Genomic DNA, 21194 nt, shown 5'->3' on the forward strand with positions numbered 1-21194 from the left:
GTCTGAGTCTAACACAGGGAAGGAATACACCCCCTAACGATGCGCTGGGGAGCAGGGCGCGCAGTACCGGACGGTCAGAAAAGGTCGGGGAGTTGCAGATGATCAGCGGTGGCAAGGGGTGTCGGGGAAGCCAGGTGGGGAATCACCCCCAGGCAGGGAGCTTCCAGCCAGCTGCGCAGGGTCGCCACATTGGCATCGAGCTCGGCCATGGCCGGATCGACCTGGTTGCCGACCCAGCCGGCCAGAGGCAGACCGCTGGCCCGGATCGACTCGGCACTCAGCAGCGCATGGTTGATACAGCCGAGCCGCAGCCCCACCACCAGGATAACCGGCAGATTAAGTGTCACCGCCAGGTCCGCCATGGTACGACCGGCGCCCAAGGGCACCCGCCAGCCACCGGCGCCCTCCACCAGTACCCGATCGGCAGCGACTGCCAGTTGTCCATAGCAGCGGTTGATTTCGGCGAAATCGATGGATTGGCCCAGCCGTTGCGCGGCCAGATGGGGGGCGATGGGGGGAGCAAAGCAATAGGGATTGACCAGGTCATAGGCAACCGGCCGGGAGGCTTGGGCCAGCAGCTGTTGGGCATCACCGTTACGCAAACCAGCGTCGGTCTGCTCGGCACCGGCCGCCACCGGTTTCAGACCGGCCACCTGCAGTCCCCGGGATTGCAGCCGTTGCATCAATCCCAGGGTGATCACCGTCTTGCCACTATCGGTATCGGTTCCGGTGATGAAATAACCATTGACCATGCCGATTCAGCGCTCCCCGCCGGCGTGCTGTCTGTCATAGCCGATACTCTCCAGGGCGACGCTGGGAGCGTTGGAGCGGCGTCCCGCCTCGGGCGCCCAGGCGTGGCCATAGACCACCTCGTAACTGGCCGGTAGCAGGCCATCCGATGCCCGACGAAAAGTTTCATAGGCGTTCTGCATCGCCTGCAGGCGCCCCTTGCCGGTGAGACCCCGCTGCCGGTCGCTATTCACATTGTGGGCACCGAGAATTTTCAGATCCTTCATCAGCCCGGTGACCTTTTCATAGGTCAGGGTCAGGCGATCCACATCCATCACCGGATCGGCCAGCCCGGCCCGCAGCAGGGCATCCCCCACGTCGTGCATATCCATAAAGGTACTGACATGGGAGCCGTTGTCTACCGCGGCCCAGGCGGCCCGCAGTTCACTCAGGGTGTCCGGGCCGAAGGTGGTGAACATCAGCAGTCCGCCGGGTCGTAACACGCGGCGAAACTCGGCAAAGGTGCCATCCAGGTCGTTGCTCCACTGAATCGCTGCGTTGGAGTAGATCAGGTCCACACTCTGATCCGCCAGCGGCAACTGCTCCAGGTCACCGCAGATACAGCGTGGCTTACGCAGCCAACTGCCCCGTTTGCGGGCCTGCAACAGCATGGGGAGGGCAAAATCGAGCGCCAGCACCCGGGATTTCCGGTAACGCTGCGCCAGGGCCGCCGTGGCCACGCCGGTACCGGCGCCGATATCCAGAATCACCTGCGGCTGCAACCGCACCACGTCCAGTCGCTCCAGCATGCGTTGGCCGATCTCCCGCTGCAGCACCGCCACCTGGTCATAGCGTTCCGCAGCACGGGAAAACGCCATGCGGGCCTGCTGTTTGTCGATACGGTGTTCTCGATCAGGCATGTTCCGGTTCCAGAAAGTGGTTCAGGGCCCGCAGGCACTGGCGCGGATGGGAGAGAAACGGGGCATGGGCGCAACCCTGCAGGATCAGGATCTCGGCAGTCGGCATCAGCCGCTCCAGCTCATCACAGACAGCGACCGGCACCAGGGTATCCCGTTCGCCGAACAACCAGAGAGTGGGACAGCGGATGTCCGGCAACTCGGCCCGCAGATCCACGGAACGGAGCAGATCCAGGCCATGCTCCAGGGCGATCGGGTCGGCTTCGGGGCGGGCGGCGATATCCTGACGCAGCAGTCGCAGGGTCTCGCGCGCCGCCTCGTCGCCCTGCACCTGCAGGGAGAGAAACCGCTCCAGGGTCTGATGGTGATTGCGTTGCAGGGCGCGGGCGAACTGTTGCAGGGTGGCCTGGGCCATAGCGTGGGGCCAGTCATCGCCCACCACAAAACGGGGACTGGCGGTCACCATGGCCAGGGTAGCGATACGCTCCGGCGCCCGCACGGCGGCCCGCAGCGCCAGCTGACCGCCCAGGGACCAGCCGATCCAGGCAGCGCGTTGCGGTGCCACCGCCAGGCAGGCGTGGACCCAGTCATCCAGGGATGGCCGGGCCGCATCATAGCTGCTGGCACCGTGTCCGGGCAGTTCAATCAGGGTAACCCGCCAACTTTTTGATAATTCAGCCACCACCGGGGACCAGACCGCGGCATTCATACCCCAGCCGTGCAGCAGCACCAGATCCGGTCCGCCCCCCGCTATCTCCACACTCAGTTTCAAGCGTCTGCCTCCCGCTTGAGCCGAGCGAGCGCCTCCAGCAGCTGATCCAGCTGCTCCAGGGTGTGGCTGGCGGACAAGGTGACCCGCAACCTGGCACTCCCCTCCGGTACCGTAGGCGGACGGATCGCGGTGACCAGCAGACCCTGACGCTCCAGTGCCTGGCTCCAGGCCAGAGCCTGTTCCGCACTGCCAGCCAGAATGGGCTGGATGGGGGTCTGGGATGCCATCAGGTTGAGACCCAGCTGGGTGGCGCCGGCCCGGAAATGAGCGATCAGCTGCCGCAACTGCTCCCGACGCCACTCCTCCTGCTGCAACAGACGCAGGCTGGTGCGGGTCGCTTCGGCCACCGCAGGTGGCAGGGCGGTGGTATAGATATAGCTCCGGGACTGCTGGATCAGGGTCTCGATCAGCGCCTCGGAGCCGGCCACAAAGGCACCAAAAGTGCCGAACGCCTTGCCCAGGGTACCGACCAGGATCGGCACCGACTGGCGATCCAGGCCGAAATGGTCCACGCTGCCCCGGCCGCCACGACCCAGCACACCGAAGCCGTGGGCATCATCCACCATCAGCCAGGCCTGTTGCCGCTCGCAAAGCGTGGCCAGCTCCGGCAGCGGGGCCAGGTCACCGTCCATACTGAACACGCCGTCCACCGCCACCAGGGCATCGCCACCGCTCTGGCACGCCATGCGGGCGGCCAGGGCAGCCGTGTCGTTATGGGGATAGCGCTTCAGCCCGGCACGACTGAGCAGTCCGCCGTCGATCAGCGAGGCGTGGTTGAGGCGATCCTGGTAGATGGTATCGTCCCGCCCCAGCAGGGCGGCAATCACCCCCTGGTTGGCCATGTAGCCGGTGGAATAGAGTAGCGCTCGGGGGCGGCCGGTAAACGCCGCCAGCTCCTCTTCCAGGGCGTGATGGGCCTGGCTATGGCCCGACACCAGATGGGCCGAACCGCTGCCGGCCCCGTAACGGTCCGCACCGCGCTGCAGGGCGGCAATCACCTCGGGATGGTTGGCCAGCCCCAGGTAGTCGTTACTGCAGAAGCTGAGCAGCTCCTGGCCATCCATCTGCAGCCGGGGATTCTGGGGTGAACCCAGTACCCGACGGCGGCGGTAGAGGTGTTCCGCCCTGCGCCGCTCCAGCTCCGGTTCCAGTGGTCGCATGGGGAAATGTCCGGCTCAGGAGAACTCGGCGGCCAGACGGGCCTGGCGCTTGTTGTCGCACTCCTTCTCGGTCGCCTGCAGTTCCTGGGATTCCTGGAACTGCAGGCCGAGTCGTTCAAACAACCGGCGATCAGCATCGGCCTCCGGGTTGTCGGTGGTCAGCAGGCGGTCGCCATAGAACATGGAGTTGGCACCGGCCATGAAGCAGAGCGCCTGCATCTCATCGCTCATCTCGGTACGGCCGGCCGACAGGCGCACATAGGATTGGGGCATCAGGATGCGGGTCACCGCGACAGTGCGGATAAACTCGAACGGATCCAGGGCATCGGCGCCGAACAGGGGGGTGCCCTCCACCTGTACCAGCATGTTGATCGGTACCGATTCCGGATGCTTGGGCAGATTCACCAGCTCCCGCAACATGGAGGCGCGGTCCCGGCGGGATTCACCCATACCGAGGATGCCGCCACTGCAGACGTTAATCCCCTGTTCACGGACCCGTGCCAGGGTATCCAGCCGGTCCTGGTAGGTACGGGTGGTGACCACGTTGCCATAGAACTCCGGAGAGGTGTCCAGGTTGTGGTTGTAGTAGTCCAGCCCCGCCTCCCTGAGGCGCTGCGCCTGGCTATCGGTCAACATGCCCAGGGTAACGCAGGTCTCCATGCCCAGGTCGCGCACCGCCTGGATCATCTCCACCACACGCTCCAGGTTCTTGTCGGTTGGATTGCGCCAGGCGGCTCCCATACAGAAGCGGGTGGCCCCCTTCTCCTTGGCCTCTCTGGCGGCCCGCTTCACCTCGTCCAGCGGCAACAACTTCTCCTTTTCAAGATCGGTGGCGTGCTTGGCACTCTGGGAACAGTAGCCGCAATCCTCGGAACAGGCGCCGGTCTTGACACTCAACAGGGTACTCACCTGTATCTGGTTGGCATCAAAATGGTGACGGTGGACACTTTGCGCCTGAAACATCAGATCGTTAAACGGCAGATTAAACAGGGCCTCGATCTCGTCCAGGCTCCAGTCGTGTCGTATCGTCATAGGGTTCATAATCGGACTCTGTCAGTATTCAGCGGATTGGGGGATAATTGTCGGCTTCGCAGGGCGCTCCCGGCGAATCCGCTATGATACCGGAGCAGGATTGCTCGTCAACCAGAATGGATTTCTATGGTTTACAGCTGTATAAAAAATACTCTATCCCTTCTCTATCCCGACCACTGCCAGCTGTGTGACGCCCCGGCCACCGAGGGTCTCTGCACCCCCTGCCGGGAGGATCTGCCCTATAACCGGCACCCCTGTCCACAGTGCGGCCTGCCCCTGAGTCAACCGCTGGAAGTGCTATGCGGCAGCTGCCAACAACAGCCGCCGGCGGTTGACCGCAGCTGGATACCCTTTCTCTACGCCGCCCCCGTCGACCGGTTGATCAGTCAGTTCAAATTTTCCGAGCGACTACCCCAGGGTCGCCTGCTCAGCCGGTTATTGGCGGAGTATCTGACGCAACGGATCGATCGGCCCGACCTGCTGATACCGGTCCCCCTGCATCCTGACCGGTTGCGTCAGCGTGGCTATAACCAGGCGCTGGAACTGGCCAGACCGTTGGGCCGCCGGTTCGGTATTCCCCTCGATCACCGCAGTTGCCAGCGCACCCTGAAAACCCGTCCCCAGCACGCATTGAAGAGACGGCAACGGGAATCCAATATCCGCGGGGCGTTTCGGGTCGTCCGTCCCCTGACGGTCAGGCATGTGGCCCTGGTGGATGATGTGGTCACCACCGGCAACACGGTCAACGAACTGGCCCGGCAGCTGAAACAAGCCGGGGTAGCCCGGGTGGATGTCTGGGCCCTGGCGCGCACACCCTAAACAGCCGACACCCGACAATCAGTTGTCGTGCGTCATGTGATAGCAGGCACGCCCTCCTATAATTTCAGTTAGGCGATATAAATGGTGCAACCCGCCATAACAACCCACTACTCAACGCAAGGAGATACGCCATGCTGGGAGAAACACACGACATTCTGCACGAATTCCCCGACCTGGAGGGGACGATCCGCAAACTGCGTCAGGAGGACACCGAGTTTGCCGGCCTGATGGAGAAGCATGACAGCCTGGATGACGAAATCCGTAACCTGGAGGAGCTCAACCAGCCGATCGATGACTTGAAAATGGAGGAGCTGAAGAAGACCCGGGCGCTGTTAAAAGACCAGATTTACCAGTACCTGCGTGACAACAAGTAGGACGCCCCACAGAGCCTGATCCCAACCCCGGACCCGGCCCTTTGCAGTGGGTGGTTGGGATGGCGCAATACTGGTCGTGCTGACCGGGGCGAGGGCCGTCCCTCCCCTGTCTCCACCTGCCCCGGGGACGGGATCGGGCGAATCGCTATTCAACCGGAAAATCGGGTAAAATCAACCGGATATTTTTTCACTAACCCACATAGTAGATTCCCATGGCACAACTAAAACTCGGCATCCCCAAAGGCAGTCTGGAGAGCGCCACACTCTCCCTGTTCGAACAGGCCGGCTGGAGCATCACTGCCAGATCCCGCAACTACTTCCCCTCCATCAATGACCCCGACATCAGTTGCGCCCTGGTACGCTCACAGGAGATGGCTCCCTATGTGGCCAATGGCACCCTGGATCTGGGGCTCACCGGACACGACTGGATTCTGGAAACAGAATCGGAGAAGGGAGTCGAGGAGATCTGCGAGCTGGTCTACTCCAAGAGCTCCGACCAGCCGTGCCGCTGGGTACTGGTGGTCCCCAAAGACTCTCCCATCCAGTCCATTGAAGATCTGCAGGGCAAGAAGATCTCCACCGAACTGGTCTCCTTCACCAAACGCTACCTGGCACAGCGGGGTATCGAGGCACAGGTGGAGTTCTCCTGGGGAGCCACCGAGGCCAAGGTGGTGGAGGGACTGGTGGATGCGGTGGTGGAGATCACCGAAACCGGCAGCACCATCAGGGCACACGGACTGCGCATCGTGTGCGATATCCTGCACACCGAGACCCGCCTGATCGCCAACCCGCAGGCGCTGCAGGATCCCTGGAAACGGGACAAGATCGAACAGATCGCCACTCTGTTGCAGGCCGCGCTGACCGCCCGCCGGAAAGTGGCCCTGAAAATGAACGTGCCGGCGGCGCAGCTGGAGCTGGTGATCGGCATGCTGCCGAGCCTGCACGCCCCCACGATCAGCCACCTGTACGATCAGGAGTGGCTGGCGGTGGAGACCGTGGTCAACAGTGGCGAAGTGCGTGACCTGGTGCCGCGCCTGAAAGCCGCCGGTGCGGAGGGTATTCTGGAGTACGAACTGCGCAAGATGATCTGATTACACAGTGGGCGTATGACCCGGACCGTCAGCGCTCATCGAGCCACTGGCCGATGGCCGGCGGCACCAGCGCCTGGGCCTTGCCACTGACATAGATGCCGATATGGCCGCCCGGAAAAGCCAGCTCGGTATAGTCCCGGCTGCCGGTCAACCCCTGCAGGGCGCGGGAAGCGGCCGGTGGCACCAGATGATCCTGTTCACCATAGATATTCAGCACCGGACAGGTGATCGCCTCCAGTTTCACGTTACGCCCGCCCAGAACCACTTCACCCTTGATCAGCCCGTTCTGCTGGTAGAACTGTTTGATAAACTGGCGGAAGGTCTCACCGGCCTGGTCCGGGCTGTCGAAGATCCACTGCTCCATACGCAAAAAGGTCTCCACCTGTGCGTCATCCTCCAGAATATCCACCAGATGGAGATACTTCTGGCCGGTCAGGGTGAAGGGCTTGAGTGCCATAAAGGTCCAGTTAAGAAACTCCCCCGGGATATTGCCCTGCACATCCACCAGCAGATCCACGTCCAGATGCTGTACCCAGGCACTCAGCATATTGTCAGGGGTCTGAAAATCCACCGGCGTCACCATGGTCACCAGGTTGCGGATTTTCGCTTGATGCAATGCGGTGTAGCAGAGACTCATGGCCCCGCCCTGGCAGATCCCCAGCAGGTTGACCTGCGCTGCGCCATGCCGCTCCCGCAACTGGTCAACACAGCGGTCGATGTAACCGTTGACGTAATCGTCCAGGGTCAGAAAACGATCCACGCTGTCCGGATAACCCCAGTCGATCAGGTAGACCGCCTGCCCCGCCTCCAGCAGTTTCCGGATCATGGAGCGATCGGCCTGCAGGTCGGCCATGTAGGGCCGGTTGACCAGCGCATAGACAATCAGCAAAGGTACCGGATTGGACGGGGCACCGTTGGCCGGCAGGTAACGGTACAGGGTCAGATTATCCTCCCGGTAGATCGCCTCCCGGGGAGAGGCACCCATGCCGCGCTCCTCCGTGGCGCACAAACGCTCCGCACCGGTTTGTAATTTGCGACAGTAATCCGCCAGCTCTTCAATCAGCTTTTCCGGTTTCAGATCAGGCGGCGCCATCGCGTTTTTCCACTCTGCAGTTTTTTTTACGGGTTCGGGACGGTTTTTTTACCGGCGCGGAGGATTGCATGGCGGCGACCGTAGCCTGCAAAGACTTGAGCGCCTGGCGATCCTGATGGGCGCGCCGTTCCAGGGCACGCACCGCCCGGGTGGTAGGCATACCCATGGCGGTGAAGGTCTCATCCAGCATGTCACGCATCTGCTGTTTGACCGCCATCTGGCTGTTGATCAACTCACCATACAGCCTGACATACTCGGGTGTCATAGCCTGTTCGCTGTAGACCGCTTCGCAGGCGGTGACCCAGCGATCATACAGGGCCCGGGCTGATTCGATCGATTCCGCCTGGCCATCGAGAGCCGCCAGTTCCTCCTGCAGCCGCTTGACCGAGCGCTGTCCCAGGTCGATAAGAAACAGCTCATAGGCCTGGCGCGCCTTCTGGTAACGCAGCAACCGGGCGAGCATCTCCCGTTGCTGAACCTGGCTGCGATGCCCAAGACCGAGGCCGGGCAGTGCGAACAGCCGCTCCATGTAGTCGCGCGAACTGTCGATGGCCGTTTCCGACAACAGCTCTTCCGGCAACGGATTCATGGTACCGGTAATGGCGGCAATAATACCCCGCAGATCCCCGAAGGTCTGCTGCACGGCGGCCTGCCAGTCAGGTTCACCCTCCGACTGCTGCTGCGCCCGGATAAACTGTTCCGCCAGATGGAATGCCTGTCGCCCCTGGGCCAGGGTCTTCTCCAACAGTTCCTGGATGCCCGGCGACGCACTGGGCGCTAACGCCTGCCACCACTGGTTGAGCACCTGCTCCCAGGGGTTGGTCAGCGGTTCGCCCTCTTTCTGGGCAGCGGCGGACCAGTCGGACCAGAACTTCCGCTGAGCTTCCAGCCACTCTTTGTTCAAGAAGCCACTTTCCTCCATCACGCCTTAACCCTGCTATGATCACAACACCGCATACTAGCATGCAAACCAATGTGGTGCGGTGCAGCAATTTGCATTAGACTGGTAGGGTGATCAGATAGAGTAGAAAGATACTTCCGGCGCCCTGGGGCGCAACATCAAGAGGAAAGGCGGTGACACCAGGATGTCACCTTCCCATATCCATGACAGCAAAAGGTAATGCGTTATGAGTGATAACATCGTAATCGTCGCAGCTGGCCGTACCGCTATCGGCAGCTTCACCGGAACCCTTTCAGGCGTACCGGCCAGTGAGATGGGCGCCAAGGTAATCTCCGGCCTCCTGGAACGTGCCAAGCTCTCTCCCGAGCAGGTCGATGAAGTGATCCTGGGCCAGGTACTGACAGCCGGTTGCGGACAGAATCCGGCACGTCAGGCAACCCTGAAAGCCGGTTTACCGCAAGAAGTTCCCGCCATGACCATCAATAAGGTCTGCGGCAGCGGTCTCAAGGCGGTCCATCTGGCCATGCAGTCAGTCGCCTGCGGCGATGCGGAGATCGTCATTGCCGGTGGTCAGGAAAACATGAGTATCGCCCCCCACGTGGTACCCGGTTCCCGCAAGGGCCAAACCATGGGTGACTGGAAGCTGAAAGACAGCATGATCGTGGATGGTCTGTGGGACGCCTTCAACGACTACCACATGGGCGTCACCGCCGAGAATATCGCCACCAAGTTCGACTTCAGCCGCGAGGAGCAGGATCAGTTTGCTGCCGCTTCCCAGCAGAAGACCGAGGCGGCCCAGAAGGCCGATCGTTTTCAGGATGAGATCATCCCGCTGGAGATCCCGCAGCGGAAGGGCGATCCGATCATTTTCAAGAAAGATGAGTTTCCCCGCCATGGCACCACCGCCGAAACCCTGGCCAAGCTGCGTCCCGCTTTCAGTCGTGACGGAACGGTCACCGCCGGTAATGCTTCAGGCATCAATGACGGCGCCGCCGCCGTGGTGGTCATGAAAGAGAGCAAGGCCCAGGAGCTGGGCCTGACCCCGATGGCGCGGATCAAGGCATTCGCCGCCAGCGGCGTCGATCCCTCCATCATGGGTACCGGTCCCATTCCCGCCACCACCAAGTGCCTGGAGAAAGCTGGTTGGACGGTAGACGATCTGGATCTGATCGAGGCCAACGAGGCGTTTGCCGCCCAGGCGATGTCGGTCAACAAGGAGCTCGGCTGGGATATGGAGAAGGTCAATGTGAATGGTGGCGCCATCGCCCTGGGCCATCCGATCGGTGCCTCCGGCGCCAGAATCCTGGTCTCCCTGCTCTATGAGATGGGCAAACGTGACGCCAAGAAGGGTCTGGCCACCCTCTGTATTGGTGGCGGCATGGGTGTCGCACTGGCGGTAGAACGGGTATAAACAGCGGGGAATCCGCGGGGCTGAGCCGTCGTTTCGGTTCAGCCCCATTCTTCACCGCTTTGACCTGACGCCTGGTTTTTATCCCCTGAACCCGGCCAGTGCAGAATCAGATGCCCCGCCTCCATCACTTTGTCAGCAGAGCTTTCCGAGCATACGCCGGCAAGACGGTAGCCCCCCTCGCCTGCCCATGCCCGTGGGAGATACAGGACAAACAGAACCCTGTTCGCCCAGGTAAAGCCATCCGGACAGAGTAAACAGTTTTCCCTTTGCCAATATTCCCGGGTAAACTGTCTGAAGGAAGATGAAAATTATTCTCGAGGATACGACTTCATGTCCACTATCAGAATTATAAAAAAGTACCCCAACCGCCGCCTCTACGATACGGAGCTGAGTCGCTATATCACCCTGACCGATATTCGGGAACTGGTCATGAGTGGAACGGATTTCCAGGTAGTCGACACCAACACAAACGAAGATCTCACCCGCTCCATTCTACTGCAGATCATGCTAGATGAAGAGTCGGGCGGCGAACCGCTGTTCAGCGCCAAGATGCTCTCCCAGATCATCCGGTTTTATGGCGGCACCGTGCAGGGCATCCTGGCCCGCTACCTGGAAGAGAGTCTGTCCATGTTCGTACAGCAGCAGGAACAGCTCAACAACAGCGTCGGCAGTGACCCGGTAACAGCCATCACCAACATGGCCGAACAGAATATGCGCATGTGGGCCGATATGCAGAAGAACTTCTTCAAGGCTGCCGGTCTGGCCAGTGCCGGAAAAAGAAAAAAAGAAGAAGAGTAGCCCCCTCCGCCACCCGCCCTATCTCTGTCAAAAACCCATCTATTCAGCCACTTGGGTGAGCTGCCTGGCTTGCATCGGCCGTATGGCTGGTGCAACGCACAATTTTTTTCATCACTCCTCTTGACACCGCCATCAGCAGGGCTTATGCTGCATCGCAATATTGTTGCAACGCACAACTTCTGGAGAGCGCGCAATGAAAGACCCGAAAGCAAATCTGGAACTGTTTAAAGAGTTCGGCATAAACGGTTACGAAAGCATGCGCTCCCTGGCAGAAATCAACCTGCGCACCTGGGAACAACTGCTTGAAAAACAGATGAATGCCTTCGGCCTGTTGGTGGACACCGGTATCGAGCAGCTTTCAGTCAGCAGCAAGACCAGCGATCCCAAAGAGCTGCTCTCCAGCCAGATCGCCCTGAGCAAGACCTTTGGTGAGAGCCTGGCAGGCTCCAGTCGCGACGCCGTCAATCTGGCAACCCAGGCCAGCAACGAGTATCGCAGCTGGCTGGAAAGCGGCATCAGCACCTTCAACAGCAAGGTAAAAGCGGCTGCTGACGAGGTGATGAAGTCCTGAATTTATATGCGAATCCGCTTTAGCGGGTGCGCTGAAGTCCCGAAGGTCGACAGAGGCCCTCTGGCATAGATCCTCCTCTCTCTGAACAGTGCATAGAGAGATTTTCGCCCGGCTCCCCGCCGGGCATTTTTTTTGCCCGACTGTTTTATCTCCCCATCACTCCCTGGCTGTACCGACAGGCTGAGTGGTCATCCTGTGCAGCGTCTGACAGGCCCCGGTCCCGAATAACCAGCGGATACCCCAAATACCTAGTGGTTTACTTGGTATTAGTTTGATCTATCATCTGCGTCAAGCCCCCATTGACAGGCGGGTCACACTCTAAAAGACAGTTCCGGAACCATACTCCGGGTGACTGGTAACTCTGGGAGGAGCAGTATGACAAAACCAATGCATGATACCCCGATGCTGGATCAGCTGGAGGGGGGGCCTTGGCCGAGTTTTGTAACCGGACTCAAGCGATTAGCCAAAGACAACGACATGATGGTTGACTTGCTGGGCCAGCTTGAGACTTCCTATGAAACCCGCAAGGGTTACTGGAAAGGCGGCACAGTGGGCGTCATCGGGTATGGCGGCGGCATTATTCCCCGCTTTACCGAACTGAAAGACGAGAACAACAAGCCGATGTTCCCGGCCGCCGCCGAATTTCACACACTGCGTGTCATTCCACCACCCGGAATGCACTACGACACCAAGACCATTCGCCACCTGTGCGACATCTGGGAGAAATACGGTTCCGGCCTGATCGCTTTCCATGGCCAGTCCGGGGATATCATGTTCCAGGGCTGTACCACGGAAAATGTGCAGAAGGCGTTTGACGAGATCAACAAGGCCGGCTTCGACCTGGGCGGCGCCGGACCGGCTGTCCGCACCGGCATGTCCTGTGTTGGCGCTGCCCGCTGTGAACAGTCCTGCTATGACGAAGCGCGGGCCATGCGTACCTGCGTCAACGCCAACCTGGATGACATGCACCGTCCCGCCCTGCCCTACAAGCTCAAGTTCAAGGCTTCCGGCTGTGCCAACGACTGCATGAACTCGATCCAGCGGGCAGACGTGGCCATGATCGGTACCTGGCGGGATGACATGAAGGTGGACCAGGATGAGGTCAAGGCGTTTGTGGCCAGAAAAGGCCGCAAGTACACCATTGACAACGTGATCACCCGCTGTCCCACCCAGGCACTGTCGCTGAACGATGACGACACCCTGAGCGTGGATAACCACAACTGTGTACGCTGCATGCACTGCATCAACGTCATGACCAAGGCGCTCTCACCCGGCGATGACCGGGGCGTCTCCATCCTGGTGGGTGGCAAGCGTACCCTGAAGATCGGTGACCTGATGGGAACCGTGGTGGTGCCGTTCCACAAACTGGAAACGGACGAGGATTACGAATGGCTGGAAGAGTTGAGCACCACAATCCTCGATTTCTTTGCCGAGAACGCCCTGGAGCATGAACGCACCGGCGAGATGATCGAGCGCATCGGTCTGATCAACTTCCTGGAAGGCATCGGCCTGGAGATCGAACCCGAAATGATCTCCCAGCCGCGTACCAATCCCTATGTCCGTACAGACGACTGGGATGAGCAGGCTGCCAAATGGAACGAGCGCAAAGCGGGAACAACCCACTAGTGCCACTGCCGGTACCCGGCCCCGTGCCGGGTATCGGCCCATTCCCTATCCGTACCCCTTCTACTGCCGGGATGCCGACGACGACAGATGCAGTGTTTCGCCGTCGATATGGGCAATCAACAGCATCAGAAACTTGAACAGGTACTGCAGGCGGGCGCGCACGTTTACCGAGCCCGCATCCAGATCGAGCTTTTTCAGCACCGCAATCCGTTCATAGGCCTTGTGAATCAGCTGTTCGGTCGACCAGTCGTGGTATTTCTCAAACTCCCTGATCCCACCGTAGGTGCGTCTTGCAAGGCGCCGTTTCTGGATGGCGTTGAGCGCCGTCCCCTTTTCAGTGGCCTGGCGATATTGCGCCTGCTCCAGCCCCGCAACAATGGTCGTACCGGGAAGCTGCTCCGCCAGTCCCGCCCGCAGAAAGGCCAGGTTGTGGCGCAGCTCCAGCACCAGCAGGTTTTTTGAACAGCGCCGCTCCCTGTGCCGTGCATACTCTTTGTCAAAGATTAGATAGAGATCCTGGATGATGCTCACCGGCTGAGGTCACTCCCTGTTCTGAGCGTCATGCCAGCAGGTAGTCCAGCAGCAGACCGAAAAAGATCACCATGCCAACATTGTTATTGTTCAGAAAGGCGGTAAAACAGGCGGCCGGCTCACGCTCCCGGATGAGCACCTGCTGCCACACAAACAGCGCCCCGGCGATGACCAGCCCCAGGTAGTAGGGGATCCCCAGACCGACCTCCATGCCCACCACCACCAGCAGCGCCAGCATCACCAGCTGCAGCAGACCGATAATCAGCCGATCCTGTCGTCCGAACAGGATGGCGGTGGATTTCACCCCGATCACCAGATCATCATCCCGATCCACCATGGCGTACTCGGTATCGTAGATCAGCGCCCAGATGATGGCCGACAGATAGAGCAGCCAGCCGACCATGGGAACCGTGCCCAGCAGCGCCATGTAGGCCATGGGAACCGCCCAGCCGAACGCCATGCCGAGCACCAGCTGGGGCATGTGGGAGTAACGTTTCATAAAGGGATAGAGCGACGCCAGCAGCAGGGCAACCACCGACATCATGACCGTCTCCCGGTTGAGCAGCAACACCAGACCGAACGACACCAGGCAGAGCAGCACGAAGATCCAGAGCGCCTCTTTGGGTGACACCACACCGGTCGCCAGGGGCCGGTTACAGGTCCGTTTCACCCGGCCATCGATGTTTCGGTCGGCATAGTCATTGATGGCACAACCGGCGGAACGCATCAGCCCGACGCCCAGGATGAAGATCACTACCACGCCCCAGCGGGGCTCTCCGGAACCGGCCATCCAGAGCGCCCAGAGCGCCGGCCACAGCAGCAGCAGGATGCCGATCGGTTTATCCAGCCGGATCAGCCGGATATATCCATCCAGTTGTTGGCGCAGGGTACGGGATGCCGTACCGCTTTTGACATCAGATTCCGAATAACTCATGGGCGACTCGTTGGTATATCGGGTAGAAACAGTTCATTCACCAGCAGGGGTTTACCGGCCAGGTGGTACAGGGTACGCCGTCCCCAAAGCGTCTGCACCGATTGCAGCCCGCATGTGGCCGATGCAAACAGGCTATGCCCCGGTCGCAGCTGTGCCATCTGGGTGACTCCGCGCCGCATGGTCGGGTCACTGAACAATACCTCACCCAGTGGCCGCTCTTCCAGCAGGGTCAGGCGTCGGGCCCGCCCGCGCAGGCTGTGCACCGGGATCAGGGTCCGGGCAAACACCCAGGGCACATCGCCACACAGCATCTCCACCTCACGCAGGATCACAACCCCACCCCGGCGCATGCCGAGCAAGCGGCGTTCGCTTTCAAGCGGTCTGGCCCAGCCCTGACGCAACAGCCTGAGCCGGAAATTGCCCTGGGCGGCCTGCTTCAGGCGGGCTGTCAATGAGCCGGGATAGCGCAGCCAATGCGCCATGCCCACCGGCACCTGCTGATAGCGAAACCGGCACCAGGGGCTCCAGTTGGGTTCACGTCTGCTGTAAAAATACTTCAAGAACCGGATCCAGTGATCACAAAAGAGACATTATCACCGATTTTCCGCCCCGTTTCCCCTCTCAAAAAGATCGCCACAGACACCGACTCAGACATTGATATAGTGTTGACGGTCACCCACCCAGCGTCGCACCAGCGGAGCAACCCGCTCCGGATACTGCTCCAGCAGCAGTTGGGCGGCCTGCTGCGCCTCTTCCAGCAACGATTGATCCCGCAACAGGTCGGCAATACGAAACTGCATCTCGCCGGTCTGGCGGGTACCCAGCACCTCACCCGGGCCCCGCAGCTCCAGATCCTTACGGGCGATCAGGAAACCGTCATTGGTCTCCCGCATCACCGCCAGCCGCTGCTGGGCGTGCCGGGACAACGGCGGGTGATACATCAGGACACAGTGACTCTCCACCGCACCGCGCCCCACCCGGCCACGCAACTGGTGCAATTGGGCCAGTCCCAGGCGCTCGGGATTCTCGATAATCATCAGGCTGGCATTCGGCACATCCACCCCCACCTCGATCACGGTGGTGGCCACCAGCAGATCCAACCGGGCCTGCTTGAAGGTCCCCATCACGGCCTCTTTTTCCGCCGGTTTCAGCCGTCCATGCACCAGCCCGATACGCAACTCCGGCAACGCTTCCTGGAGCATGCGCACCGTCTCCTCGGCCGCCTGGCACTGCAGCGCCTCGGACTCCTCGATCAGGGTACAGACCCAGTAGGCCTGACGCCCCGCCATGCAGGCGCTGCGCACCCGCTCCACCACCTCGGCCCGGCGGCTGTCCGGTATCACCACCGTGGTCACCGGGGTACGACCGGGCGGCAACTCGTCGATAATGGAGAGATCCAGATCGGCATAGGCGGTCATGGCCAGGGTACGGGGAATGGGCGTGGCGGTCATGATCAACTGGTGCGGAACACGGTTCGCCGCCCCCTTCTCCCGCAATGCCATACGCTGGTGAACACCGAAACGGTGTTGCTCATCGATAATCACCAGCCCCAGGCGGTGGAAGTACACATCCTCCTGAAACAGGGCGTGGGTGCCCACCACAATGGACAGGTGACCACTGGAGAGTCCCTCCAGCAACTGCTCCCGGGCTTTCCCCTTGTGGCGGCCGGTGAGCCAGGCCACTTCCAGCCCCAGCGGCTCAAGCCACTGACGCAACACCCGCAGATGCTGCTCCGCCAGCAGTTCGGTCGGCGCCATCAGGGCCACCTGATGATCCGCCTCCAGCGCCTGCAGGGCAGCCAGCGCCGCCACCACGGTCTTGCCCGACCCCACATCACCCTGCACCAGCCGCAGCATGGGGTGATGCTGCTCCAGATCCCGGCCGATCTCCTGCAACACCCGCTGCTGGGCACCGGTCAGGGTGAATCCCAGGCGATCAAGAAACGGCCGGATCCACTTTTTCGTGGCCACCAGGCCCGGTGCATCCAGTCGCTTCTGGCGCAGGCGGGTCTCCTGCAGACTGAGCTGGTGGGCCATCAACTCCTCAAAGGCGAGACGTTGCTGGGCCGGATGACCGCCGTCCAGTAGCTGCTGCTGCGGTGCATCCGGCGGCGGCCGGTGCAGGTAACTGATGGCGGCGGCCAGATCCGGCAGACGAAACCGTTCCAGCAACTCCTGCGGCAACCACTCCGGCAACGCCGACGGATTGGCCTCCAGCAGAGCCAGTGCCCCACCCGCCATGGATCGCCAGCTCAGCTGGTGCATCCCCTCAGTGGTGGGGTAGACCGGGGTGAGGCTCTCCTCCACCAACGGACTGTCGCCGTCGTTGATACGCTGGTACTCGGGATGGACCATCTCGTAACCGCTCGGGCCGGGGCGCACCTCACCGTAGCAGCGCAGCCGGTTACCCCGGCCCAGCGCCGCTTTCTGGGCGTTTGAGAAATGGAAAAAGCGCAGGGTCAGGGAACCGCTGCCATCGGCCAGTTTGACCAACAGGGAGCGGCGCCGCCCGAACCGGATATCCGCCAACTCGATCTCGCCCTCCACTACCACATTGTCGCCAGGACGCAATGCACCGATCGGCACCACACGGGTACGATCCTGATAGCGAAACGGCAGATGGAACAGGATATCCTGGACAGTCTGGATGCCGAGCTTAGCCAGTTTCGCGCTGTTACGTGTACCGACGCCCTTCAGTGCGGTCACCGGCAACTGGTCCAACCCTGCAGCCGGTCCGTTGTTCTTCAAGGGCTTCTTCTGTGGCATGCCCCGCATCCCTCCTGATTCATCGGCCGAAGTCAGCCGCATCCCCGGATCAACGGGGTGGTTACAGCCGCTGGAACGGTCGTTAAACAATGCGTGGTAATATTATCAGATAATTCCCCATGGAAAACCTATAGAGAACAAACCAAGGAGAGCGTCCATGTCCGTACTACTGGAGTTTGCCATGTTTCCGACCGACAAAGGGGAGAGTGTCAGCCCCTATGTCAGCCGGGTGATTGAACTGATACGTGACAGTGGCTGTGATTACCAGTTGACGCCCATGGGCACCATTATCGAGACCGACACCCTGTCACAGGCCCTGGCGCTGGTGGAGGCGGCCTATGCAACCCTGGAACAGGCCGGCTGCTCCCGGGTCTACTCCTCCCTGAATCTGGATATCCGTAAGGGTAAAGATAACCGTATGCAGGGCAAGGTGGCGTCGATTCGCGCCAGGATCGGTGACATCAACAGCTGAAACCCCGGCGGGATGAGGATACTCCCCGGGGTTGGAAAATTGCGCCAGTCTGAATAGAGCAGGTAGATTATGTGGATACAGAAGGAGATCAGCCTGAAGCCGCGCCCGCGTGGCTTTCACCTCATCACCGATGAGATTGAGCAGGCAATCGGTGAAATCGGCACCATAAAAACCGGATTGCTGAACCTCTTTATCAAGCACACCTCCGCCGCATTGACGATCAACGAAAATGCCGACCCCACGGTGCGGGCAGATTTCGAAAGTTTCTTCAATCGGGCGGTACCGGAAAATGAACCCTACTACCGGCACACACTGGAGGGGAGCGACGATCTGCCGGCGCATCTGAAAAGCAGTATCCTGGGACCCGGTGTACAGATTCCGATCAGCAACGGCCGGCTCAACATGGGTACCTGGCAGGGAATCTATCTCTGCGAACACCGCAACCAGGGGGGCAGCAGACGGGTGGTCATTACACTTCAGGGGGAGTGACAGGCAGAAGCTGGCGGCCCGTTCAACGGGCATCGACCTCTCAGGGATTGTCCCCTTACCGGGGCGGGACAGCGCCAGCCGGCAGGGGCGTAAGGAGCAGAGAGTTACAGCACCATGACCGCATCCATCTCAACCGCTGCTCCCTTGGGGAGTTCGGCCACACCAATTGCGGCCCGGGCCGGATAGGGCTGGGAGAAGTACTCCGCCATGATACTGTTGATCAGGGGAAAGTGGGTCAGGTCAGTCAGAAATATATTCAGCTTGGCCACGTCCTTGAGCTCGCCACCGGCGGCCCGGGCGACCGCCTGCAGATTATCAAAGACCCGCCGGATCTGTGCCTCCATATCACCCTCCACCATCTCCATGGTTTCCGGTACCAGGGGGATCTGCCCGGACAGGTAAACCGTATTACCCACCTTGACCGCCTGGGAGTAGGTCCCAATCGCCTGGGGTGCCAGATCTGTACGAATAATCTCTTTTTCCATTGATGTCCGTTCTCTCTGTTATCTAGTTAACCCGGTAGATGCGCAGCACCGTCTTCAAGCGACGCAGGCGGCGCATGATATTGGCCAGGTGTATGCGGCTGTCCACCGCCACCACAAAATGCAGCGTGGATGTGAGACCGTCCCGCTCCTCCATGATCACATTCTTGATGTTGGCGCCCATCTCGGATATGGCGGACGCGACCGATGCCAGGGCACCCCGCTTGTTGCCCACATCCACCTTGATCTCGGTGGTGAAGTCGCCCACCGGGTCCTTCTCCCAGCTCACATCCAGCCAGCTGTCGGTCTTGCGGAAATCACCCAGATTACGGCACTCCTGCCGATGCACCACGATGCCTTTTCCGGGATTGAAGATAGCCACGATCTCATCACCCGGCAAGGGACGACAACATTTGGCAAAACTCACCACCATACCCTCGGTACCGGTGATGGCCAACGGCGCCGAACCCGTTTCCGGCGGCATCTCCTCCCGGGCCGGATCGGTCGCGGAATCGGTCAGGCGGCGCGCCACCAGCAGCGGCATGCGATTACCCAGTCCGATCTCCGCCAGCAGGGCATCTGAACTGTCCAGATGAAAATCCTTAAGCACCGGTGCCAGCCGACTGGCCGGGATGGTATCGATATTCAGATCATACTGGGCCAGATTCTTGTTCAGCAGCCGTCGTCCCAGGGTCACCGCCTCCTGGTGCCGCAGATTCTTCAGGTAGCCACGGATATTGGCCCGCGCCTTGCCCGTCACCACGAAATTGAGCCAGGCAGCGCTGGGGTTGGCAGTATCGGAAGTAATAATCTCCACTGTCTGGCCACTGTACAAACGGGTGCGCAGCGGCACCATATGCCGGTCCACCCGGGCCGCCACGGTATGGTTGCCCACATCGGAGTGCACCGCGTAGGCGAAATCGATCACCGTGGCCCCCTTGGAGAGCACCATGATCTTGCCCCGGGGAGTAAACACATAGACCTCGTCCGGGAACAGGTCCACTTTGACATGCTCCAGGAACTCCATGGAGTCCCCCGCGTCCTTCTGCAGCTCGAGTAGATTCTTCAACCAGTTGGAGGCGTCCGCGTGGGCCTCGCTGCTCTGATTGTCGCTGGACTTGTACAGCCAGTGGGCGGCAATACCCGATTCCGCCATGCGGTCCATCTCCACGGTGCGGATCTGGATCTCGATCGGCAGGCCATGGGGGCCAAACAACAGGGTGTGCAGCGACTGGTAGCCGTTGGCCTTGGGAATGGCGATGTAGTCCTTGAAGCGTCCCGGTACCGGTTTATACAGGTTATGCACCACCCCGAGCGCCCGGTAACAGGTGTCCAGGCGATCAACAATGATACGGAAGGCGTAGACATCCACCACTTCGGAGAAAGAGAGCTTCTTGTCCCGCATCTTGGTGTAGATGCTGTAGAGGTGCTTCTCCCGGCCCCGCACCACACCCACGATCCCCTCCTGCTCCAGCCGACCCACCAATGCGGCATCGATATTCCCCATCACCTCCTTGCGATTGCCCCGGGCAGTGCGCACCGCCTCCTTCAGGGCCCGGTAGCGCATCGGCCAGTAGGCCGCGAAGCAGAGCTCCTCCAGTTCGGTACGCAGACTGTAGATACCCAGTCGATGGGCGATGGGAGCGTAGATCTCCAGGGTTTCCCGGGCGATGCGCCGGCACTTTTCCGGCCGCATCACTTCCAGGGTGCGCATGTTATGCAGACGGTCGGCCAGCTTGATCAGGATAATGCGGATATCCTGGGTCATGGCCAGCAGCATCTTGCGGAAACTGGCGGCCTGCGCCTCGGCTTTGGAGGGGAAGTTGATCTGGTTCAGCTTGCTGACGCCATCCACCAGGGTGGCCACCTCTTCACCGAACTCCGCTTCCAGCTGCTCCTTGGTGATGGGGGTGTCTTCCAGCACATCGTGCATGATCGCCGCCATGATGCAGCGAAAGTCGAGCCGGATATCGGCCAGGATACGGGCCACCGCCAGCGGGTGGTAAATATAGGGTTCACCGGTCAGACGTTTCTGACCCTCGTGCGCCTCGGCACTGAACACGTAGGCGCGATAGACTTCGCGGATCTGTTCAACACTCAGGTAGGATTCGAGGTAGACACAGAGATCGCTGATCAGGAAGCGGGGTTTATTGGGCGACTGGGAGACCTGGGCGCCGGCCGGACTGCTCATAAAGTGCCCCAGCCCGAGACCGCGCAGGAGAGGGGC

The 21194-nt window shown here is 60.7% G+C and carries 22 protein-coding genes; 9 read left to right on the forward strand and 13 right to left on the reverse strand.

The annotated features are described in order from the left end of the window. Positions 1–74 precede the first annotated feature (74 nt). From bioD to bioB, 5 genes are read right to left on the reverse strand one after another with little or no spacing between them, the layout of a single operon-like run. A complete protein-coding gene (gene bioD / locus AAY24_RS10325) occupies positions 75–752 on the reverse strand; it encodes a dethiobiotin synthase (RefSeq protein ID WP_046859615.1) in 678 nt (225 codons plus the stop codon). A 6-nt stretch (positions 753–758) separates the two neighbouring features. Further along, positions 759–1649 carry a malonyl-ACP O-methyltransferase BioC gene (bioC, locus tag AAY24_RS10330; RefSeq protein WP_046859616.1) on the reverse strand — a complete coding sequence of 297 codons (891 nt, stop codon included), beginning with the start codon at positions 1647–1649 and terminating at the stop codon, positions 759–761. Then, entirely contained in the window at positions 1642–2418 is a 777-nt protein-coding gene (gene bioH, locus AAY24_RS10335; protein WP_046859617.1) for a pimeloyl-ACP methyl ester esterase BioH, read from the reverse strand. Before bioH ends, bioC begins: the two co-directional genes overlap by 8 nt. Next, complete coding sequence (gene bioF / locus AAY24_RS10340) at positions 2415–3578, reverse strand: 8-amino-7-oxononanoate synthase (RefSeq protein ID WP_046859618.1); 1164 nt, start codon at positions 3576–3578, stop codon at positions 2415–2417. The genes bioH and bioF overlap by 4 nt, the downstream gene beginning before the upstream one ends. A 15-nt stretch (positions 3579–3593) precedes the next feature. Then, entirely contained in the window at positions 3594–4610 is a 1017-nt protein-coding gene (gene bioB, locus AAY24_RS10345) for a biotin synthase BioB (protein WP_046859619.1), read from the reverse strand. Between the two features lie 126 nt (positions 4611–4736). Here bioB and AAY24_RS10350 point away from each other — a divergent pair, with 126 nt between their 5' ends. The 3 genes from AAY24_RS10350 to hisG all read left to right on the forward strand — a co-directional run bounded on the left by AAY24_RS10350 (position 4737) and on the right by hisG (position 6894). Next, positions 4737–5429 (forward strand): ComF family protein, encoded by a 693-nt coding sequence (locus AAY24_RS10350; protein WP_046859620.1) that lies wholly within the window; start codon positions 4737–4739, stop codon positions 5427–5429. Between the two features lie 131 nt (positions 5430–5560). Further along, the gene (locus tag AAY24_RS10355; RefSeq protein WP_046859621.1) at positions 5561–5803 is read left to right on the forward strand and encodes a YdcH family protein; all 243 of its coding nucleotides are present in this window, start codon (positions 5561–5563) and stop codon (positions 5801–5803) included. Between the two features lie 212 nt (positions 5804–6015). Continuing rightward, on the forward strand, positions 6016–6894 hold the full coding sequence (gene hisG / locus AAY24_RS10360; protein ID WP_046859622.1) for an ATP phosphoribosyltransferase: 879 nt from the start codon (positions 6016–6018) through the stop codon (positions 6892–6894). A 28-nt stretch (positions 6895–6922) separates the two neighbouring features. Here the strand turns inward: hisG and AAY24_RS10365 are convergent, their stop codons facing one another. Next, positions 6923–7987: a class III poly(R)-hydroxyalkanoic acid synthase subunit PhaC gene (locus AAY24_RS10365; protein WP_046859623.1), complete on the reverse strand. Its 1065-nt coding sequence runs from the start codon at positions 7985–7987 to the stop codon at positions 6923–6925. After that, positions 7974–8891 (reverse strand): poly(R)-hydroxyalkanoic acid synthase subunit PhaE, encoded by a 918-nt coding sequence (locus tag AAY24_RS10370; protein ID WP_199930342.1) that lies wholly within the window; start codon positions 8889–8891, stop codon positions 7974–7976. Before AAY24_RS10370 ends, AAY24_RS10365 begins: the two co-directional genes overlap by 14 nt. Before the next feature lie 223 nt (positions 8892–9114). Here AAY24_RS10370 and AAY24_RS10375 point away from each other — a divergent pair, with 223 nt between their 5' ends. The 4 genes from AAY24_RS10375 to dsrA all read left to right on the forward strand — a co-directional run bounded on the left by AAY24_RS10375 (position 9115) and on the right by dsrA (position 13294). Further along, on the forward strand, positions 9115–10299 hold the full coding sequence (locus tag AAY24_RS10375) for an acetyl-CoA C-acetyltransferase (protein ID WP_046859625.1): 1185 nt from the start codon (positions 9115–9117) through the stop codon (positions 10297–10299). A gap of 330 nt (positions 10300–10629) precedes the next feature. After that, positions 10630–11097 (forward strand): polyhydroxyalkanoate synthesis repressor PhaR, encoded by a 468-nt coding sequence (gene phaR / locus AAY24_RS10380; protein WP_046859626.1) that lies wholly within the window; start codon positions 10630–10632, stop codon positions 11095–11097. Between the two features lie 193 nt (positions 11098–11290). After that, positions 11291–11668: a phasin family protein gene (locus AAY24_RS10385; protein ID WP_046859627.1), complete on the forward strand. Its 378-nt coding sequence runs from the start codon at positions 11291–11293 to the stop codon at positions 11666–11668. Between the two features lie 375 nt (positions 11669–12043). Beyond that, the gene (dsrA, locus tag AAY24_RS10390; protein WP_046859628.1) at positions 12044–13294 is read left to right on the forward strand and encodes a dissimilatory-type sulfite reductase subunit alpha; all 1251 of its coding nucleotides are present in this window, start codon (positions 12044–12046) and stop codon (positions 13292–13294) included. 60 nt (positions 13295–13354) lie between these two features. Here dsrA and AAY24_RS10395 read toward each other — a convergent pair whose 3' ends face one another. The 4 genes from AAY24_RS10395 to recG form a co-directional block, all read right to left on the reverse strand. Next, positions 13355–13825 (reverse strand): hypothetical protein, encoded by a 471-nt coding sequence (locus AAY24_RS10395; RefSeq protein ID WP_046859629.1) that lies wholly within the window; start codon positions 13823–13825, stop codon positions 13355–13357. A 28-nt stretch (positions 13826–13853) separates the two neighbouring features. Next, complete coding sequence (gene ubiA / locus AAY24_RS10400) at positions 13854–14759, reverse strand: 4-hydroxybenzoate octaprenyltransferase (protein WP_046859630.1); 906 nt, start codon at positions 14757–14759, stop codon at positions 13854–13856. Next, positions 14756–15319, reverse strand: a complete 564-nt coding sequence (locus tag AAY24_RS10405; protein ID WP_046859631.1) for a chorismate--pyruvate lyase family protein — start codon at positions 15317–15319, stop codon at positions 14756–14758. The genes ubiA and AAY24_RS10405 overlap by 4 nt, the downstream gene beginning before the upstream one ends. 87 nt (positions 15320–15406) lie before the next feature. Further along, positions 15407–17524, reverse strand: a complete 2118-nt coding sequence (gene recG / locus AAY24_RS10410) for an ATP-dependent DNA helicase RecG (protein ID WP_046861204.1) — start codon at positions 17522–17524, stop codon at positions 15407–15409. A gap of 157 nt (positions 17525–17681) precedes the next feature. On the opposite strand from recG, the gene AAY24_RS10415 reads away from it, so the two are divergent. Together AAY24_RS10415 and AAY24_RS10420 are read left to right on the forward strand one after the other, a co-directional pair. Next, positions 17682–17996 carry an MTH1187 family thiamine-binding protein gene (locus tag AAY24_RS10415; RefSeq protein ID WP_046859632.1) on the forward strand — a complete coding sequence of 105 codons (315 nt, stop codon included), beginning with the start codon at positions 17682–17684 and terminating at the stop codon, positions 17994–17996. A gap of 69 nt (positions 17997–18065) precedes the next feature. After that, positions 18066–18485, forward strand: a complete 420-nt coding sequence (locus tag AAY24_RS10420; RefSeq protein ID WP_046859633.1) for a secondary thiamine-phosphate synthase enzyme YjbQ — start codon at positions 18066–18068, stop codon at positions 18483–18485. A 104-nt stretch (positions 18486–18589) separates the two neighbouring features. On the opposite strand, the gene AAY24_RS10425 is transcribed toward AAY24_RS10420, so the two are convergent. Both AAY24_RS10425 and spoT read right to left on the reverse strand, forming a co-directional pair. After that, positions 18590–18970 (reverse strand): RidA family protein, encoded by a 381-nt coding sequence (locus AAY24_RS10425; RefSeq protein WP_046859634.1) that lies wholly within the window; start codon positions 18968–18970, stop codon positions 18590–18592. 22 nt (positions 18971–18992) lie between these two features. Continuing rightward, positions 18993–21158: a bifunctional GTP diphosphokinase/guanosine-3',5'-bis pyrophosphate 3'-pyrophosphohydrolase gene (gene spoT, locus AAY24_RS10430; RefSeq protein ID WP_046859635.1), complete on the reverse strand. Its 2166-nt coding sequence runs from the start codon at positions 21156–21158 to the stop codon at positions 18993–18995. Positions 21159–21194 lie beyond the last annotated feature (36 nt).

The sequence above is a fragment of the Sedimenticola thiotaurini genome (assembly GCF_001007875.1).
Lineage (GTDB): Bacteria > Pseudomonadota > Gammaproteobacteria > Chromatiales > Chromatiaceae > Sedimenticola > Sedimenticola thiotaurini.

What these genes read in the sequence shown, in the direction of transcription:
- AAY24_RS10420 (WP_046859633.1), top strand. Translation starts at nt 18,066, where the DNA reads ATGTGGATACAGAAGGAGATCAGCCTGAAGCCGCGCCCGCGTGGCTTT.
- bioB (WP_046859619.1), bottom strand. Translation starts at nt 4,610, where the DNA reads ATGACGATACGACACGACTGGAGCCTGGACGAGATCGAGGCCCTGTTT.
- AAY24_RS10375 (WP_046859625.1), top strand. Translation starts at nt 9,115, where the DNA reads ATGAGTGATAACATCGTAATCGTCGCAGCTGGCCGTACCGCTATCGGC.
- bioC (WP_046859616.1), bottom strand. Translation starts at nt 1,649, where the DNA reads ATGCCTGATCGAGAACACCGTATCGACAAACAGCAGGCCCGCATGGCG.
- AAY24_RS10385 (WP_046859627.1), top strand. Translation starts at nt 11,291, where the DNA reads ATGAAAGACCCGAAAGCAAATCTGGAACTGTTTAAAGAGTTCGGCATA.
- AAY24_RS10415 (WP_046859632.1), top strand. Translation starts at nt 17,682, where the DNA reads ATGTCCGTACTACTGGAGTTTGCCATGTTTCCGACCGACAAAGGGGAG.
- bioD (WP_046859615.1), bottom strand. Translation starts at nt 752, where the DNA reads ATGGTCAATGGTTATTTCATCACCGGAACCGATACCGATAGTGGCAAG.
- recG (WP_046861204.1), bottom strand. Translation starts at nt 17,524, where the DNA reads ATGCCACAGAAGAAGCCCTTGAAGAACAACGGACCGGCTGCAGGGTTG.
- AAY24_RS10365 (WP_046859623.1), bottom strand. Translation starts at nt 7,987, where the DNA reads ATGGCGCCGCCTGATCTGAAACCGGAAAAGCTGATTGAAGAGCTGGCG.
- AAY24_RS10350 (WP_046859620.1), top strand. Translation starts at nt 4,737, where the DNA reads ATGGTTTACAGCTGTATAAAAAATACTCTATCCCTTCTCTATCCCGAC.
- hisG (WP_046859622.1), top strand. Translation starts at nt 6,016, where the DNA reads ATGGCACAACTAAAACTCGGCATCCCCAAAGGCAGTCTGGAGAGCGCC.
- dsrA (WP_046859628.1), top strand. Translation starts at nt 12,044, where the DNA reads ATGACAAAACCAATGCATGATACCCCGATGCTGGATCAGCTGGAGGGG.
- ubiA (WP_046859630.1), bottom strand. Translation starts at nt 14,759, where the DNA reads ATGAGTTATTCGGAATCTGATGTCAAAAGCGGTACGGCATCCCGTACC.
- phaR (WP_046859626.1), top strand. Translation starts at nt 10,630, where the DNA reads ATGTCCACTATCAGAATTATAAAAAAGTACCCCAACCGCCGCCTCTAC.
- AAY24_RS10355 (WP_046859621.1), top strand. Translation starts at nt 5,561, where the DNA reads ATGCTGGGAGAAACACACGACATTCTGCACGAATTCCCCGACCTGGAG.
- spoT (WP_046859635.1), bottom strand. Translation starts at nt 21,158, where the DNA reads ATGAGCAGTCCGGCCGGCGCCCAGGTCTCCCAGTCGCCCAATAAACCC.
- AAY24_RS10425 (WP_046859634.1), bottom strand. Translation starts at nt 18,970, where the DNA reads ATGGAAAAAGAGATTATTCGTACAGATCTGGCACCCCAGGCGATTGGG.
- bioF (WP_046859618.1), bottom strand. Translation starts at nt 3,578, where the DNA reads ATGCGACCACTGGAACCGGAGCTGGAGCGGCGCAGGGCGGAACACCTC.